This window comes from Hydrogenophaga sp. GW101-3F08, from assembly GCF_059424585.1.
The window spans coordinates 592,066-607,850 of the sequence record NZ_JBWKZP010000001.1; the positions used below are offsets into that span (position 1 = coordinate 592,066).

Below are 15,785 nucleotides of genomic sequence, written 5' to 3' on the forward strand. Positions count from 1 at the left end.
CGCTTACGCGTAAAGGGGATTCACTTTTTCGGTCTTGATGCCGTACTTGGCAATGGCTTCAGCCACCTTGGCCATCGGGATGGCGCCCTCATCGGCCAGCGAGCGCAGTGCGGCGATGGCGATGTAGTGGCGGTTGATCTCGAAGTGCTCACGCAGCTTGCTGCGGAAGTCGCTGCGGCCAAAACCGTCGGTGCCCAGCACCTTGTACGAACGGCCTTTGGGCACGAACGGGCGGATCTGCTCGGCGTAGTTTTTCATGTAGTCGGTGGACGCGACCACCGGGCCGGCGTGCTTGTCCAGCTGCTGCGTCACGAAGGGCACGCGCTGCGGCTCGGTCGGGTGCAGCAGGTTCCAGCGCTCGGCGTCCTGGCCGTCGCGGGTCAGTTCGTTGAAACTCGGGCAGCTCCACACGTTGGCGGCCACACCCCAGTCCTTCTCCAGCAGTTCCTGAGCAGCGATCGACTCGCGCAGGATGGTCCCCGAACCCAGCAACTGCACCTGCGGCGTCTTGGCCGTGATCTTGCCGGCGGCCGGCTTGCACAGGTACATGCCCTTGATGATCTGGTCTTCGGTGCCGGCGGTCAGGCCCGGCATGGCGTAGTTTTCGTTCAGCAGGGTTAGGTAATAGAAGACGTTGTCCTGCTTTTCCACCATGCGCTTCAAGCCATGGTGCAGGATCACGCCGACTTCATGCGCGAAGGTCGGGTCGTAGCTGATGCAGTTCGGGATCGTGCCGGCCAGGATGTGGCTGTGGCCGTCTTCGTGCTGCAGGCCTTCGCCGTTGAGCGTGGTGCGGCCGGACGTGCCGCCGAGCAGGAAGCCGCGCGCCTGCATGTCGCCCGCCGCCCAGGCGAGGTCGCCGATGCGCTGGAAGCCGAACATGGAGTAGTACACATAGAACGGCACCATGATGCGGTTGCTGGTGCTGTAGCTCGTGGCAGCCGCGATCCAGCTGCTCATGCCGCCGGCTTCGTTGATGCCTTCCTGCAGGATCTGGCCGGCCTTGTCTTCCTTGTAGTACATGACCTGGTCTTTGTCGACCGGGGTGTACTGCTGGCCTGCGGGGTTGTAGATGCCGATCTGGCGGAACAGGCCTTCCATGCCGAAGGTGCGTGCCTCGTCCACCAGGATGGGCACGACGCGCGGGCCCAGGGCCTGGTCGCGCAGCAACTGGGTCAGGAAGCGCACGTAGGCCTGCGTGGTGCTGATCTCACGGCCTTCGGCGGTGGGCTCCATCACGGCCTTGAAGGTCTCGATGGAAGGCACGGTGAAGCTCTCGTCGGCCTTGGTGCGGCGCTTGGGCAGATAGCCGCCCAGGGCCTTGCGGCGCTCGTGCAGGTACTTCATCTCCGGCGTGTCGTCGGCCGGCTTGTAGAACGGGATCTTGGAGAGTTCGCTGTCGGGGATCGGCAGGTTGAAGCGGTCGCGGAAGATCTTGATGTCTTCATCGGTGAGCTTCTTGGTCTGGTGCACCGTGTTCTTGCCCTCACCCGACTTGCCCATGCCAAAACCCTTGACGGTCTTGATCAGCAGCACGGTGGGCTGGCCCTTGTGGTTGACGGCCTTGTGGTACGCGGCGTAGACCTTCTGCGGGTCGTGGCCGCCGCGCTTCAGGTTCCAGATGTCGTCGTCGCTCAGGTGCGCCACCATTTCCAGCGTCCTGGGATCGCGGCCGAAGAAGTGCTTGCGCACGTAGGCGCCGTCGTTGGCCTTGAACGACTGGTAGTCGCCGTCGACCGTGTCCATCATGATCTTGCGCAGGGCGCCTTCCTTGTCGCGCGCCAGCAGCGGGTCCCAGTTGGAGCCCCAGAGCAGTTTGATCACGTTCCAGCCCGAGCCGCGGAACTCGCCTTCGAGCTCCTGGATGATCTTGCCGTTGCCACGCACCGGGCCGTCCAGGCGCTGCAGGTTGCAGTTCACCACGAAGATCAGGTTGTCGAGGTTTTCGCGCGCAGCCAGGCTGATGGCGCCCAGCGACTCGACCTCGTCCATCTCACCGTCGCCGCAGAACACCCAGACCTTGCGGTTCTCGGTGTTGGCGATGCCGCGGGCGTGCAGGTACTTCAGGAAACGCGCCTGGTAGATCGCCATCAGCGGGCCCAGGCCCATGGACACCGTGGGGAACTGCCAGAACTCGGGCATCAGCTTGGGGTGCGGGTAGCTGGAGAGCCCCTTGCCGTCCACCTCCTGGCGGAAGTGCAGCAGCTGTTCTTCGGTCAGCCGGCCTTCCAGGTAAGCGCGGGCGTACACGCCGGGCGACACGTGGCCCTGGATGTAGAGGCAGTCGCCGCCGTGGTTTTCGCTCTCGGCGTGCCAGAAGTGGTTGAAGCCAGCGCCGAACATGTGGGCCAGCGAGGCGAAAGAACCGATGTGGCCGCCCAGATCACCACCGTCTTCGGGGTTGTGGCGGTTGGCCTTGACCACCATCGCCATCGCGTTCCAGCGCATGTAGGCACGCAGGCGCTCTTCGATCTCGATGTTGCCGGGGCAGCGCGCTTCTTCGTTGGCTTCAATGGTGTTCACGTAGCCGGTGTTGGCCGAGAACGGCAGGTCGATGCTGTGCTGGCGGGCTTCCTCCAGCAGCTGTTCCAGCAGGAAGTGCGCACGCTCCGGGCCCTCCCGCTCGATCACGGCGGCCAGCGCCTCCATCCATTCACGGGTTTCCTGGCTGTCCGCATCGGCGGCAACACGGGCATTGGGAGCGTCGGACGCTGACATGTATGTCTCCTGTTGGTTTGAAATCGAGCTTAAGGCGGGCATTCCGCAGTGTCACGGATTTTTCCACAGAAGCTTTTTAATTTCAATATGTGCTTTCGTTTCTTGCAATGTGAAATATTAGTTGTTTCCATGCCAACGGTTTTTCCGCCGTCCCTGATCGACGCTTGGCATCCGGTTCACGCCGGCAACGGCATGCTCTCACGTAGACTCAAAGACCCATGATTCCCCTGCCCAGCCATCCCCCCAGCCCCCCGCCCCGGACACCCAGCACCAACTGGTGGAAGCGCTGGTGGCGGCGCCTGCCGCCTTCACGGCAGGACCGCTTCGCCACACTTGCGCCCCTGCTGGCGGTGTTGTTATTCCTCTCGGCGATCGCGGTGGCCATCACCTACCTGCGCTACGAGGAGTTGGAGCGCGAGCAGGAGGCGGTCACACGCGATGTGGAATACGCGCAGCAGCGCCTTCGCCTGCGCCTGCTGGAGCGCCAGGAACAGCTGATGCGTCTGGCGCGCGAAGTGGACAACAAGGAGATCTCCACCGAAGAGTTCGTGTTCCAGGTCGAGTCCCTGATCAGCCAGTTCCCCGAACTGCTGGCGATCAGCTGGGTCGATACCCGCCGCAACGTGGTGGCGGGCTATGCGTCGCCCAGTGCACCGCCGTCGCTGATCCGCCCGACCGGCAGCACACTCGCGCCCAACGAGACCGATGGCTCCTTCGATCTGGCGCGCGACCTGCGTCAGCCCATCTACTCCCGGCCTTTGGGGGAAGACCCACGCACGGCCACCCTGATGCTGCAGGTGCCCCTGAGCGAACAGGGGCGTTTTGCCGGCACGGTCATGGGCGAATACTCCATCGACGGCCTGATGCGTTTCGGCATGCCGCCCGAGATCATGGCGCGCTACGCGGTGGCGCTGCTGGACGACCGCGGGCGGGTGCTCGCCGGCAGCCTGCAGGCCCCCAACACCGTGCTGCGCCTGCTGCCCTGGTCCAACCAGGCGCTGGAACACGAGGCGCCCGTCTCGCCCGTGGGCAACGGGCTGATCCTCAAGGCGCAGGGTTACCGGACCTCGCAGGACATCGTGGGCAGCGGCTTCTTCTGGGTCATCGGGGCCCTGAGCGCGCTCACCGTGTGGATGCTGCTGGGCACGTGGCGCCACACGCGCCGGCGCGTGCAGGCGCAGCAGGCATTGGTGGCCGAGACCAACTTCCGGCGCGCGATGGAAAACTCCATGCTCACCGGCATGCGCGCGCTCGACATTCAGGGCCGCATCACCTACGTGAACCCGGCGTTCTGCTCCATGACCGGCTGGACCGAAAGCGAGCTGGTGGGCCGCACCGCCCCCTTCCCATACTGGCCCGACGAGGACCACGACCAACTGGCCGCGCGCCTGGAAGACGAGCTCAATGGCCGCTCCACGCCGGGGGGCTTCGAGGTGCGCGTGCAGCGGCGCGACGGCAGCATCTTCGACGCCCGCATGTACGTCTCGCCGCTGATCGACCCCAAAGGACACCAGACCGGCTGGATGACGTCCATGACCGACATCACCGAGCCCAAGCGCATCCGCGAGGAACTCTCGGCATCCTATGAGCGCTTCACCACCGTGCTGGAGAGCCTGGACTCGGCCGTGTCGGTGGCGCCGCTGGGCAGCGACGAGATGCTGTTCGCCAACAAGATGTACCGCCTGTGGTTCGGCACCCGCGGCCAGGGCCACCGGCATCTGGTGGATCTGGCCGGCACCCAGCCCACGCCCAATCCGGACGATGGCGATGCGGTGGATGCCTTTGCCGGCATGCCCACCGACACACTGACCGACGCCGGCTCCGAGAACGCCGAGGTGTTCGTGGAAGAGCTCGACCGCTGGCTGGAGGTGCGCACGCGCTACCTCACCTGGGTGGACGGCCGGCTGGCGCAGATGGTGATCGCCAGCGACATCACGCCACGGCGCAACGCGGAGGAGCAGGCTTCCCGCCAGGCCGAACGCGCACAGACCGCGAGCCGCCTGATCACCATGGGCGAGATGGCGTCGAGCGTGGCCCACGAGCTCAACCAGCCACTGACCGCCATCAGCAACTACTGCAACGGCATGATCTCGCGCGTGCAGGAACAACGCATCAGCCCGGAAGAACTGCTGGGCGCGCTGGAGAAGACCGCCCGCCAGGCACAGCGCGCCGGCCAGATCATCCAGCGCATCCGCGCCTTCGTGAAACGCAGCGAACCCAACCCGACGCCGTCGGACGTGGCGCTGATGGTGAGCAACGCCATCGAGCTGGCCGACATCGAACTGCGCCGCCAGCAGGTGCGGCTCTCGCCCTACGTGGCCGCGCGCCTGCCCAGTCTGATGGTGGACCCGATCCTGATCGAACAGGTGCTCATCAACCTGCTGAAGAACGCCGGCGAGGCGATCGCGCAGGCGGGTCGCCCGCCGGGCGAGCGCTACGTGGAGCTGCGCGTGGGTCCGCGCCGGCAAGACGACCAGGACGTGGTTGAGTTCTCGGTGCGCGACTCCGGCAACGGCGTGCCCGACGAGATGATCGAACGCATCTACGAAGCCTTCTACAGCACCAAGAGCGAGGGCATGGGCATCGGCCTCAAGCTGTGCCGCAGCATCGTGGAGTCGCACCACGGAAGGATGCAGGTTCAGAACATCTACAATGGCGAAGAGGTGGTGGGCTGCTGCTTCAGCTTCTGGATTCCCGTGGTCTCGCGACTGCGCACAGACGGCACAGTGGACGGCCCCGCCACGCAGTCGTTGACGGACACTGAAAGAGCCAGATGAGTTTGATCCCCAAAAAAGGTATCGTCTACGTGGTCGATGACGACGAAGCCGTCCGAGACTCCCTGCAATGGCTGCTCGAAGGCAAAGACTACCGGGTCCGTTGCTTTGAATCCGCCGAAGCCTTCCTGAGTCGCTACGACACGCGCGAAGTGGCCTGCCTGATCGCCGACATCCGCATGGGTGGCATGACCGGTATGGAGCTCCAGGAACGCCTGATCGAGCGCCAGTCGCCGCTGCCCATCGTCTTCATCACCGGCCACGGCGACGTGCCCATGGCGGTGGAGTCCATGAAGCGCGGTGCGCTGGACTTCATCCAGAAGCCGTTCAAGGAAGACCAGTTGGTGGCGCTCGTCGAACGCATGCTGGAGCACGCCAAGGACGCCTTCGCCACCTACCAGCAGGCCGCCAGCCGCGATGCGCTGCTCTCCAAACTGACCAGCCGCGAAGCCCAGGTGCTCGAACGCATCGTCGCCGGGCGCCTGAACAAGCAGATCGCCGACGACCTGGGCATCAGCATCAAGACGGTGGAGGCGCACCGCGCCAACATCATGGAAAAGCTCGGCGCCAACACCGTGGCCGACCTGCTCAAGATCGCTCTGGGACAAACACCCGCAAAAGCCTGAACCGGCAACCAACTCCCCAACGCCCGCCCATACTGGCGGGCGTTTCCGTTTTTCAACCCCATCCCCACACCACCATGACCGCCCAACTGATCGACGGCAACGCCCTCTCCCGCCAACTGCGCGCCGACGTCAGCGCGCGCGTGGCGGCCCTCAAGACCCAAGGCATCACCCCTGGCCTGGCCGTGATCCTGGTGGGCGAGAACCCGGCCTCGCAGGTCTATGTGCGCAACAAGGTCAAAGCCTGCGAAGACACGGGCATGCACTCGGTGCTGGAGCGCTGGCCCGCGACCATGTCCGAGGCCGAACTGCTGGCCCGGGTGGACGCGCTCAACCACGATGCGAGCATCCACGGCATCCTGGTGCAATTGCCGCTGCCCGCGCACATCGACGCACAGAAGGTGATCGAAGCGATCTCACCCACCAAAGACGTCGATGGCTTCCACATCGCCAGCGCCGGCGCGCTGATGACCGGCCTGCCCGGCTTCTGGCCCTGCACGCCCTACGGCTGCATGAAGATGCTGGAGTCCATCGGCTACGAGCTCAAAGGCAAACACGCGGTCGTGATCGGCCGCAGCAACATCGTGGGCAAACCCATGGCGCTGATGCTGCTGCAGAAAAATGCCACCGTCACCATCTGCCACAGCGGCACGCAGGATCTGAAAGCCATGACGCTGCAGGCCGACGTGATCGTCGCCGCCGTGGGCAAGCGCAACGTGTTGACCGCCGACATGGTCAAACCCGGCGCCGTGGTGATCGACGTGGGCATGAACCGCAACGACGAGGGCAAGCTCTGCGGCGACGTGGACTTCGAGGGTGTCAAGGAAGTGGCGGGCTACATCACCCCGGTGCCCGGGGGCGTCGGCCCCATGACCATCACCATGCTGATGGTCAACACCTTAGAGTCCGCTGAACGCTTGAAGTAAGCCTCTCCGACGCGCGAGAACCTGGGCCCAGGGCACCGCGGAACCGGCTTAGCCGGGCCGTCAGTGCCGCCCCCTTGGGGGTGACGCCGCAGGCGGCGCGGGGGTTACTTCGATACGCGCCAGAGCACCGCTCCGGCGCACAACCACTGACCCAGCACCATCACGCTGCCCACGCTGTGCCACAGGCGCAGATTGCCGCCGGTGGCGCGGGCAGAAACGATCTTCTGTGCCACACCGAATTCCTGCAACAGCGCCAGCAGCATAGCCGCCAGCACGAACCCCATGGTGGTCAGCACGCGCTGCATGGCCTCCAGGCGCTGCGGGTCCACGGTTTCACCCGCCAGCGGAAACTGCCCCATTGAACGCTGACGGCGCAAGATCAGCAGCAAGGCCAGACCCAGCAAAAGCCCGGCCCAGCATTGCAGGGAAAACAGTTTCGCGGCCACCGGGCCAGCCACCGCCGGGCTGCCCAGACTGGCGAACAGCGTCGGCACGGCGACAAAACTCAGGCCCGAGAGGCCGCCCCACCAGAGAGCGGCCACAAACACCGCCAACCGCTGCATCACGCGGCCTTCACTCGTAGCGCACGGTCACGATTTCGTAGCGCCGCGTGCCGCCCGGTGCCTGCACCTCGGCCACGTCGCCCTCTTCCTTACCGATCAGCGCACGCGCGATCGGGCTGCTGATGTTGACCAGCCCCAGCTTCAGGTCGGCCTCGTCCTCACCCACGATCTGATAGGTCATGGCCGCGCCGCTGTCCTCGTCTTCCAGTTCCACCGTGGCGCCAAACACCACCCGGCCACCCGCGTCCACGCTGGCCGGGTCAATGATCTGGGCGGCCGAAAGCTTGCCTTCGATTTCGGCGATGCGGCCTTCAATAAAACCCTGGCGGTCCTTGGCCGCGTCGTATTCGGCGTTTTCGCTCAGGTCACCCTGTGCGCGGGCTTCGGCGATGGCGCCGATCACCGATGGGCGATCCACGGTCTTGAGACGCTGCAACTCGTCCTTGAGTTTTTCAGCGCCGCGCTTGGTGATGGGAATGGTGGCCATGACAGTGCTCCGTGAGATCTCAGCACGCAAACAACGGGGGTCTGCAGGGGTACAAAAGGAAACCGCCGAGCGTTGCCGGTCGGCGGTGTGGAGGACCTGATTATGCCTTCATGGTCAAGCCCATCGAGAGGATTTCGGTTTTCGGGATTTTCCAGTATCGTGGCGTCCCATTTCATATTTCGGGAGGATCCACCATGTTGTTGAACCGTCGCCAGTCCATTGGACAACTCGTCACCCTGGCCGGCATCGCGACCGCGGGCACCGCGCAGGCCCAGCAGAGCTGCGCCGTCTTCACCAAGGAAACACAGGCCGGGCTGTCCCCCGATGACGCCCTGCAACGCCTGAAGGATGGCAACGCGCGCTTTGTCACGGGAAAGACCGTCAACTGCGACCTGTTGAAACAGGTGAGGGACACGGCAACGGGACAGGCCCCGTTCGCCGCCATCGTCGGGTGCATGGACAGCCGTGTGCCGCCCGAGCTGGTGTTCGATCAGCGCATCGGCGACATCTTTTCCGCACGCGTTGCGGGCAATTTCGTGAACACGGACATCATCGGCAGCCTCGAATACGCGACCGCAGCCGCGGGGTCCAAACTCATCGTCATCCTCGGGCATTCGGACTGCGGCGCGGTCAAGGGCACCGTGGACAACGTCAAGCTGGGCAACCTCACGGCCACCCTCGCCAACATCCGCCCCTCGCTGGAGAAGCTCAACTACCAGGGTGTCCCCAGCTCCAAGGACAAGGCCCTGGTGCAGAAGGTGGCCGATCAGAACGCGCGCGACGCCGCGACCGCGATCCTGACCCGCAGCGATGTGATTGCCCAGCAGGTCAAGGACGGCAAGGTAAAGATCGTCTCGGCCATGCACGACGTGGCCACCGGCCAGATTTCCTGGTTCGCCTGAGTTCAGTCGCGCCCGGCCTCCTCGATTTTCTGCGCCAGCAGCTCCGGGTTGGTGAAGCACAACTCGTGGCTGCCCGAGCAGGCCACCAGGCGAAACAGCCCCAGCCGCTCGGACAACCGGGGATGCCAGGGCATGCTGTGTGGCATGGCGGTGTCTTCGGTGCAGAGCAGGTAACTTTTGCCCAGGGGCTTGGCGGCGAGCTCGGTCTGCAGCCGCACGGGCTCGGTGAAGGTGCGGTAGGGCTGCGGGTTGAGCTGGTCGTAGGCGCTTCGGGCCAGCGCGGCGTCGGCGTCGTTGATGAAGGCCTCGCGCCAGATCGGGTACGGCAGCATCACGGCGTTGCCGTTGCCTGCCGCGACCGCATCGAACAGCGCTTTGTACGGCGGCGGCGCCATGTCGTTGAGACATTCACCGCTGAGCGGCACGAACGCGTTCCAGTAGACCAGCCGGGCGATGCGCTCCGGCACCACATCGACGGCTTTGCTGATGACCATGCCGCCGTAGCTGTGCCCCATCAGCCGCACGTCGCGCAGATCGTGCTGCACGAGGAAGTCCACCAGCGACTGTGCCGCTTCGCTCAAACCCAGCACGGAACAGTCGTCGCCCGGCCGATTGCCCGCCAGCGTGGGGCAATGCACCACATGCCCACGCGCGCGCAGGTGGCTCGCGACGGGTTCCAATTGTTCACCGGTGTGCCATGCGCCGTGCACCAGAACATAGGTATCTGCCATTGTGTGTCTCCATCGGGTTGCTGGCTCCGGCAAGGGCCGGAGCACCGACGAAGAGCGTAAACAGAGAAGGCGATTGGCAATGGCGCCACCGTGCCACCAACATGGCCCATGCGCGCCAGAAGAATCTCAACGCGACAGCCGTTCGCGCCGCCAGCGCGCGGGCGTGGTCCGGTGGTGGCGCTGGAACTCGCGCACGAAATGGGACGCGTCGGCGTAGCCGCAGCGCCGCCCCAGTTCGGCCACCGTGACGTGGGCCAGGCGTGGCTGGGCGAGCAGCTGCGCGGCACGCTCCAGGCGCAGTTGGCGAAGGCTGAGCGCAAAGCTGGTGGAGCCGGCGGCAAAAGCCCGGTGCAGGCTGCGCACCGAAACCCCCAGCAGCGCGGCCACGCGCTCTGAGGTGAGGCCCGGCTGATCCAGCACATCCTGCAACAGCCGCTGCGCCCGCTGTCGCAGGTCGTGCGCGGGCGCCACAGGCCTCGAAGGTTCTGGCTCCAGCGTAGCCGCCAGCATCGCACCCAGCTGGTCGCACAGCAGTCCCGCCGGGTACCGCGCGGACAACAGCGGGTCGGCGGCGAACTGCAGCGACAAGGCCGACAAAGCCTGGCCCCAGCCTTGGTCCCGGTGGACCACACGCGGCGCCGGGTCGTCCACCCGTGCCAACCACTGCCCCACCCAGGCCCGCGGCAGCTGGATCGACAAGCCGTTCACCGCTTCGGGGAAATGCAGTTCGTAGAGCTGTGCCGAGTCCACCAGCACGCCATCGCCCGGACGCAGCTGCACCCCGTGCCCGCCCTGGCGCACGTGCCAGGGCGTCAGACGCTGGGTGATCAGATAGAACGGGTGCTGCGCACCGCGGGTGATGCCGGCACGGGTGCGGAAAACGTCCTGGGTGGATGCCTGCACCTGGTTGAACGACACCGGCCCCACGCCAACGCTGGTCAGGCGACCTTCAAAAGCGGGCGCCTGGCGCGAGCTGCAGTCCATCTCCAGAAAAGCCTCGCAGATCGCACCGACCCAATAGTCCAGCCGCTCGGCGGGTCTGGCTTGCGCGGTGGTCCATTCCCGGACACAGGGCTCGGCTGCGGCAAGAACAACGGGCATGGCCGCAATCTAGCGCCCATGCCCGTGGCATTCAAGAGGGGAAGTCCCTCTCCGGCAGATGGCGCTCAGGCCGCCAGCTGCGCGTGCATCTCCTGCACCGAAATCACGCCCAGGTTGTCCAGGTACTTCATGCCCTCAACGGCGGCTTCCGCGCCGGCGATGGTCGTGAAGGTGGTCACACGGGCCAGCAGGGCCGAGGTGCGGATGGCGCGCGAGTCGGTGATGGCATTGCGGCGCTCTTCCACCGTGTTGATGACCAGCGCGATCTGATTGTTCTTGATCGAGTCGACGATGTGCGGGCGGCCCTCGGTCACCTTGTTCACCGTCTGCACCGGCACACCGGCCGCGGCAATGGCCGCTGCCGTGCCGCGCGTGGCCACGAGTTCAAAACCCATGGCCACCAGCTCGCGGGCGATCTCCACGGCGCGGGGCTTGTCGCTGTTCTTCACGGTCAGGAACACCGTACCCGAGGTCGGCAGTTTGGTGCCGGCGCCGAGCTGGCTCTTGACGAAGGCTTCGCCAAAGGTCTTGCCCACGCCCATGACTTCGCCGGTGGACTTCATCTCGGGGCCGAGAATGGTGTCCACGCCGGGGAACTTGACGAACGGGAACACTGCCTCTTTCACGCTGAAGTACGGCGGGGTGACTTCGGCGCCGATACCCTGGGCATCGAGCGACTGGCCGGCCATGCAACGTGCCGCCACCTTGGCCAACTGGATACCCGTGGCCTTGGAGACGAAGGGCACCGTGCGCGAGGCACGCGGGTTGACCTCCAGCACGTAGATCACGTCCTGGCCGTCCACTTCCTGGATGGCAAACTGCACGTTCATCAAGCCGATTACGTTCAAACCTTCGGCCATCGCCGCGGTCTGGCGCTTGAGTTCGTCCACCGTGGCTTGCTTCAGGTAGTACGGCGGCAGCGAACAGGCGGAGTCGCCGCTGTGCACGCCGGCCTGCTCGATGTGTTCCATCACGCCGCCGATGAAGACGCGGCCGGTGTGGTCGCGGATCGCGTCCACGTCGCACTCGATGGCGTCGTTCAGGAAACGGTCCAGCAGCACCGGCGAATCGTTGCTCACCTTCACCGCTTCGCGCATGTAGCGCTCCAGGTCGCGCTGCTCGTGCACGATTTCCATCGCGCGGCCACCGAGCACGTAGCTAGGGCGCACCACCAGCGGGTAGCCCAGGGCGGCGGCTTTTTCCAGCGCCTCGGGTTCGGCGCGCGCCGTGGCATTGGGCGGCTGGCGAAGCTTCAATTCGTGCAGCAGCTTCTGGAAACGCTCACGGTCTTCGGCCGCGTCGATCATGTCGGGGCTGGTGCCGATGATGGGCACGCCCGCGGCTTCCAGGCCGAGCGCCAGCTTCAAAGGCGTCTGGCCGCCGTACTGCACGATCACGCCGGTGGGCTTTTCCTTGTCCACGATCTCCAGCACGTCTTCCAGCGTCAGCGGCTCGAAGTACAGGCGATCGGAGGTGTCGTAGTCGGTGGACACGGTTTCGGGGTTGCAGTTGACCATGATGGTCTCGTACCCGTCTTCGCGCATCGCCAGCGCGGCGTGCACGCAGCAGTAGTCGAATTCGATGCCCTGGCCGATGCGGTTGGGGCCGCCGCCGAGCACCATGATCTTCTTGTTGGTCGTCGGCTCGGCTTCGCACTCGCCGTCGCCATGGCCCTCGTAGGTCGAGTACAGGTAGGCGGTGTCGGTGGCGAACTCGGCCGCGCAGGTGTCCACACGCTTGTAGACCGGGCGGATGTTCTGCGCGATGCGGCGCGCGCGCACGGCGGCGTCGGTGGTCTTGAGCAGCTTGGCGAGGCGGCGGTCCGAGAAGCCCTTCTTCTTCAGACCACGCAGGGTCTCGGCGTCGATGGCGTCGAGGCTGGTCTTTTCCAGCGCGAGTTCGATCTTCACGATCTCTTCGATCTGCACCAGGAACCACTTGTCGATCTTGGTGAAGTGGTGCACTTCGTCGATGGTCCAGCCGGCGGCAAAGGCGTCGCCCACGTACCAGATGCGCTCGGGGCCGGGCTCGCCCAGTTCCCGCTCCAGGATCTCGCGGTCCTGGGTCTTTTCGTTCATGCCGTCCACGCCCACTTCCAGGCCGCGCAGGGCCTTCTGGAACGACTCCTGGAAAGTGCGGCCCATGGCCATGACCTCACCCACGCTCTTCATCTGCGTGGTCAGGCGGCTGTCAGCGGCCGGGAACTTCTCGAAGGCGAAACGCGGGATCTTGGTGACCACGTAGTCGATCGAGGGCTCGAACGACGCCGGCGTGGCGCCACCGGTGATTTCGTTGCGCAGCTCGTCCAGCGTATAGCCCACGGCCAGCTTGGCCGCGACCTTGGCGATCGGGAAACCTGTGGCCTTGGAGGCCAGGGCCGAGGAGCGCGACACGCGCGGGTTCATCTCGATCACCACCATGCGGCCGTCGGCCGGGTTGATGGAGAACTGCACGTTGGAGCCACCGGTGTCGACACCGATTTCGCGCAGCACGGCCAGCGAGGCGTTGCGCAGGATCTGGTATTCCTTATCGGTCAGCGTCTGGGCAGGCGCCACGGTGATCGAGTCACCGGTGTGCACGCCCATCGGGTCCAGGTTTTCGATCGAGCAGATGATGATGCAGTTGTCCGCCTTGTCGCGCACCACTTCCATCTCGTACTCTTTCCAGCCGAGCAGCGATTCTTCGATCAGCAGCTCGTTGGTCGGCGAGGCTTCCAGGCCGCGCTTGCAGATGGTCTCGAATTCTTCCGGGTTGTAGGCGATGCCGCCACCGGTGCCGCCGAGCGTGAAGCTGGGGCGGATCACGACCGGGAAGCCCACGGTCTTCTGCACACCCCAGGCCTCTTCCATGCTGTGGGCGATGCCCGAACGCGCGGAACCCAGACCGATCTTGGTCATGGCGTCCTTGAACTTCAGGCGGTCTTCGGCCTTGTCGATCGCTTCGGGCGTGGCGCCGATCAGCTCGACGTCGTACTTGGCGAGCACGCCGTGGTGCCAGAGGTCGAGCGCGCAGTTCAGCGCCGTCTGCCCGCCCATGGTCGGCAGGATCGCGAAGCCGCCGCCGTTGAGCGGGCGCTCCTTGGCGATGATCTTCTCCACCGTCTGCCAGGTGATGGGTTCGATGTAGGTGACGTCGGCCGTGGCCGGGTCGGTCATGATCGTGGCGGGGTTGCTGTTGATCAGGATGACCTTGTAGCCCTCTTCGCGCAGGGCCTTGCAGGCCTGCACGCCGGAGTAGTCGAACTCACAGGCCTGGCCGATGATGATCGGGCCGGCGCCGATGATGAGGACGGTCTGGATGTCTGTTCTTTTGGGCATGGTTCGCTTGTGTGTCTTGTTGCGCGGGCTTCAGCCCTGGCGCTGGGTGTCCAGTTTGTTCAGCAGCGCCTGGATGCGCTCGACGGGCACGTTTTTCTGCATCAGCTGCAGCAGGCCGTCGCCTTCGATCATGGGGCGCAGCACCTCGACCTCCGCCGGGTAGAACAACGCGTCCCAGGCGGCCATCTCGGTGTTGAAGGTCTCGTCGTCCCAGGTCTTGCCCTTGGCGAGCAGGGTCACCAGGGGCATGGCCTTGTTTTCCACGAAGGCCTTGCGGTACGGCTTTTGCGCCCAGCGCTGCGCGAACCAGTCGCGGTGCGGCGACTCCAGCGAGAGCATGCGCTTGGCGATCGCCTTTTCAATGGCGAAGACCGGAAAACTGAAGAGTTTCATGAAGGCGTTCCAGGTGGGGCTCGGCCGCTGTCAGGCAACGGCGTGTTTCTGCATCAGCTCGATGAAACGATCGAACAGGTAGCCGATGTCGTGCGGGCCGGGCGAGGCCTCCGGGTGGCCCTGGAAGCAGAACGCGGGCCGGTCGGTGCGGGCCAGTCCCTGCAGTGTGCCGTCGAACAGGCTCACATGGGTGGCGCGCAGGGTGGCGGGCAGGTCTTTCTCGTCCACCGCAAAGCCGTGGTTCTGACTGGTGATGCTCACGCGACCGCTGTCCAGGTCCTTCACCGGGTGATTGGCACCGTGGTGGCCGAACTTCATCTTGAAGGTCTTGGCACCACTGGCCAAGGCCATGATCTGGTGGCCCAGGCAGATGCCAAAGGTGGGCACGCCGCTGTCGATGATTTCGCGTGTGGCGGCGATTGCGTAGTCGCAAGGTTCCGGGTCGCCCGGGCCGTTGGACAGGAACACGCCGCTGGGTTTGAGTTTGAACACGTCGGACGCGGACGTCTGCGCCGGCACCACGGTGATCTTGCACCCGCGTGCACTCAGCATGCGCAGGATGTTGTGCTTGACCCCGAAGTCGTAGGCCACCACATGGAAACGCGGGGCGATCTGCTCGCCGTAGCCAAAACCCAGTTGCCACTCGGTCTGGGTCCAGGCGTAGGGTTCCCGGGCCGACACCACCTTGGCCAGGTCCTGGCCGGCCATGTTGGGCGCGGCCTGGGCAGCGGCCAGGGCGCGGGCACGGTGCTCGTCGGTGATGGACTCGCCCGGGGCCAGTGCAAGGATGCAACCGTTCTGCGCGCCATGGGTGCGCAGGCGGCGCGTGAGCGCGCGGGTGTCGAGGTCGGCGATGGCCACGGTGCCTTCGCGCTGCAGGTAGTGCGACAGCGTCTCTTCACTGCGGAAGTTGGACGCGAGGAGGGGCAGGTCTTTGATGATCAGGCCGGCGGCATGGACGCGCGAGGCCTCCACGTCTTCACGGTTGACACCGGTGTTGCCGATGTGCGGGTACGTGAGCGTGACGATTTGCTGGCAGTAGCTCGGATCGGTGAGGATTTCCTGGTAACCGGTGAGCGCGGTGTTGAACACCACCTCGCCCGTGGTCTGGCCGGTCGCGCCGATGGAAATGCCTGTAAAGACCGTGCCGTCGGCGAGCGCGAGAAGGGCTTTCGGATGGACGGGAAGCACGGTTTTCTCCAGATGATTTTGTGGGTGCATCCGCGCCCGCCATGGGGCACAACCAGGGA

At 65.2% G+C, this 15,785-nt stretch carries 12 protein-coding genes; 4 read left to right on the forward strand and 8 right to left on the reverse strand.

The features are described 5' to 3' along the window. Nucleotides 1-3: 3 nt before the first annotated feature. A complete protein-coding gene (aceE, locus tag AC07YZ_RS03015) occupies nt 4-2,718 on the reverse strand; it encodes a pyruvate dehydrogenase (acetyl-transferring), homodimeric type (protein WP_226492795.1) in 2,715 nt (904 codons plus the stop codon). Nucleotides 2,719-2,936: 218 nt separating this feature from the next. On the opposite strand from aceE, the gene AC07YZ_RS03020 reads away from it, so the two are divergent. The 3 genes from AC07YZ_RS03020 to folD all read left to right on the forward strand — a co-directional run bounded on the left by AC07YZ_RS03020 (nt 2,937) and on the right by folD (nt 7,041). Beyond that, nucleotides 2,937-5,495 (forward strand): PAS domain-containing sensor histidine kinase, encoded by a 2,559-nt coding sequence (locus tag AC07YZ_RS03020; RefSeq protein WP_226492794.1) that lies wholly within the window; start codon nt 2,937-2,939, stop codon nt 5,493-5,495. Then, entirely contained in the window at nt 5,492-6,118 is a 627-nt protein-coding gene (locus AC07YZ_RS03025) for a response regulator transcription factor (RefSeq protein WP_226492793.1), read from the forward strand. The genes AC07YZ_RS03020 and AC07YZ_RS03025 overlap by 4 nt, the downstream gene beginning before the upstream one ends. A gap of 74 nt (nt 6,119-6,192) precedes the next feature. Further along, nucleotides 6,193-7,041 carry a bifunctional methylenetetrahydrofolate dehydrogenase/methenyltetrahydrofolate cyclohydrolase FolD gene (gene folD, locus AC07YZ_RS03030; RefSeq protein WP_226492792.1) on the forward strand — a complete coding sequence of 283 codons (849 nt, stop codon included), beginning with the start codon at nt 6,193-6,195 and terminating at the stop codon, nt 7,039-7,041. Nucleotides 7,042-7,145: 104 nt separating this feature from the next. On the opposite strand, the gene AC07YZ_RS03035 is transcribed toward folD, so the two are convergent. Next, nucleotides 7,146-7,604, reverse strand: coding sequence for a DUF4149 domain-containing protein (locus tag AC07YZ_RS03035; RefSeq protein ID WP_226492791.1), 459 nt, complete (start codon nt 7,602-7,604; stop codon nt 7,146-7,148). A gap of 10 nt (nt 7,605-7,614) precedes the next feature. Continuing rightward, nucleotides 7,615-8,091 (reverse strand): transcription elongation factor GreA, encoded by a 477-nt coding sequence (gene greA / locus AC07YZ_RS03040; protein ID WP_226492790.1) that lies wholly within the window; start codon nt 8,089-8,091, stop codon nt 7,615-7,617. A gap of 194 nt (nt 8,092-8,285) precedes the next feature. Between greA and AC07YZ_RS03045 the strand changes: the two genes are divergently transcribed. Then, complete coding sequence (locus AC07YZ_RS03045; protein ID WP_226492789.1) at nt 8,286-8,993, forward strand: carbonic anhydrase family protein; 708 nt, start codon at nt 8,286-8,288, stop codon at nt 8,991-8,993. Between the two features lie 2 nt (nt 8,994-8,995). Here the strand turns inward: AC07YZ_RS03045 and AC07YZ_RS03050 are convergent, their stop codons facing one another. The 5 genes from AC07YZ_RS03050 to carA form a co-directional block, all read right to left on the reverse strand. Continuing rightward, nucleotides 8,996-9,724: an alpha/beta fold hydrolase gene (locus AC07YZ_RS03050; RefSeq protein WP_494793658.1), complete on the reverse strand. Its 729-nt coding sequence runs from the start codon at nt 9,722-9,724 to the stop codon at nt 8,996-8,998. 126 nt (nt 9,725-9,850) lie between these two features. After that, entirely contained in the window at nt 9,851-10,825 is a 975-nt protein-coding gene (locus AC07YZ_RS03055; RefSeq protein ID WP_494793659.1) for a helix-turn-helix domain-containing protein, read from the reverse strand. 65 nt (nt 10,826-10,890) lie between these two features. Then, complete coding sequence (gene carB, locus AC07YZ_RS03060; RefSeq protein ID WP_226492786.1) at nt 10,891-14,142, reverse strand: carbamoyl-phosphate synthase large subunit; 3,252 nt, start codon at nt 14,140-14,142, stop codon at nt 10,891-10,893. A gap of 30 nt (nt 14,143-14,172) precedes the next feature. Then, the gene (locus tag AC07YZ_RS03065) at nt 14,173-14,535 is read right to left on the reverse strand and encodes a hypothetical protein (protein WP_226492785.1); all 363 of its coding nucleotides are present in this window, start codon (nt 14,533-14,535) and stop codon (nt 14,173-14,175) included. Between the two features lie 30 nt (nt 14,536-14,565). Further along, nucleotides 14,566-15,726: a glutamine-hydrolyzing carbamoyl-phosphate synthase small subunit gene (carA, locus tag AC07YZ_RS03070; RefSeq protein ID WP_494793660.1), complete on the reverse strand. Its 1,161-nt coding sequence runs from the start codon at nt 15,724-15,726 to the stop codon at nt 14,566-14,568. Between the last annotated feature and the right edge of the window lie 59 nt (nt 15,727-15,785).

Coding starts and splice junctions, on each gene's coding strand:
- greA (WP_226492790.1), bottom strand. CDS start 8,091: ATGGCCACCATTCCCATCACCAAGCGCGGCGCTGAAAAACTCAAGGAC.
- AC07YZ_RS03025 (WP_226492793.1), top strand. CDS start 5,492: ATGAGTTTGATCCCCAAAAAAGGTATCGTCTACGTGGTCGATGACGAC.
- aceE (WP_226492795.1), bottom strand. CDS start 2,718: ATGTCAGCGTCCGACGCTCCCAATGCCCGTGTTGCCGCCGATGCGGAC.
- carB (WP_226492786.1), bottom strand. CDS start 14,142: ATGCCCAAAAGAACAGACATCCAGACCGTCCTCATCATCGGCGCCGGC.
- AC07YZ_RS03055 (WP_494793659.1), bottom strand. CDS start 10,825: ATGCCCGTTGTTCTTGCCGCAGCCGAGCCCTGTGTCCGGGAATGGACC.
- folD (WP_226492792.1), top strand. CDS start 6,193: ATGACCGCCCAACTGATCGACGGCAACGCCCTCTCCCGCCAACTGCGC.
- AC07YZ_RS03020 (WP_226492794.1), top strand. CDS start 2,937: ATGATTCCCCTGCCCAGCCATCCCCCCAGCCCCCCGCCCCGGACACCC.
- AC07YZ_RS03065 (WP_226492785.1), bottom strand. CDS start 14,535: ATGAAACTCTTCAGTTTTCCGGTCTTCGCCATTGAAAAGGCGATCGCC.
- AC07YZ_RS03050 (WP_494793658.1), bottom strand. CDS start 9,724: ATGGCAGATACCTATGTTCTGGTGCACGGCGCATGGCACACCGGTGAA.
- AC07YZ_RS03035 (WP_226492791.1), bottom strand. CDS start 7,604: ATGCAGCGGTTGGCGGTGTTTGTGGCCGCTCTCTGGTGGGGCGGCCTC.
- AC07YZ_RS03045 (WP_226492789.1), top strand. CDS start 8,286: ATGTTGTTGAACCGTCGCCAGTCCATTGGACAACTCGTCACCCTGGCC.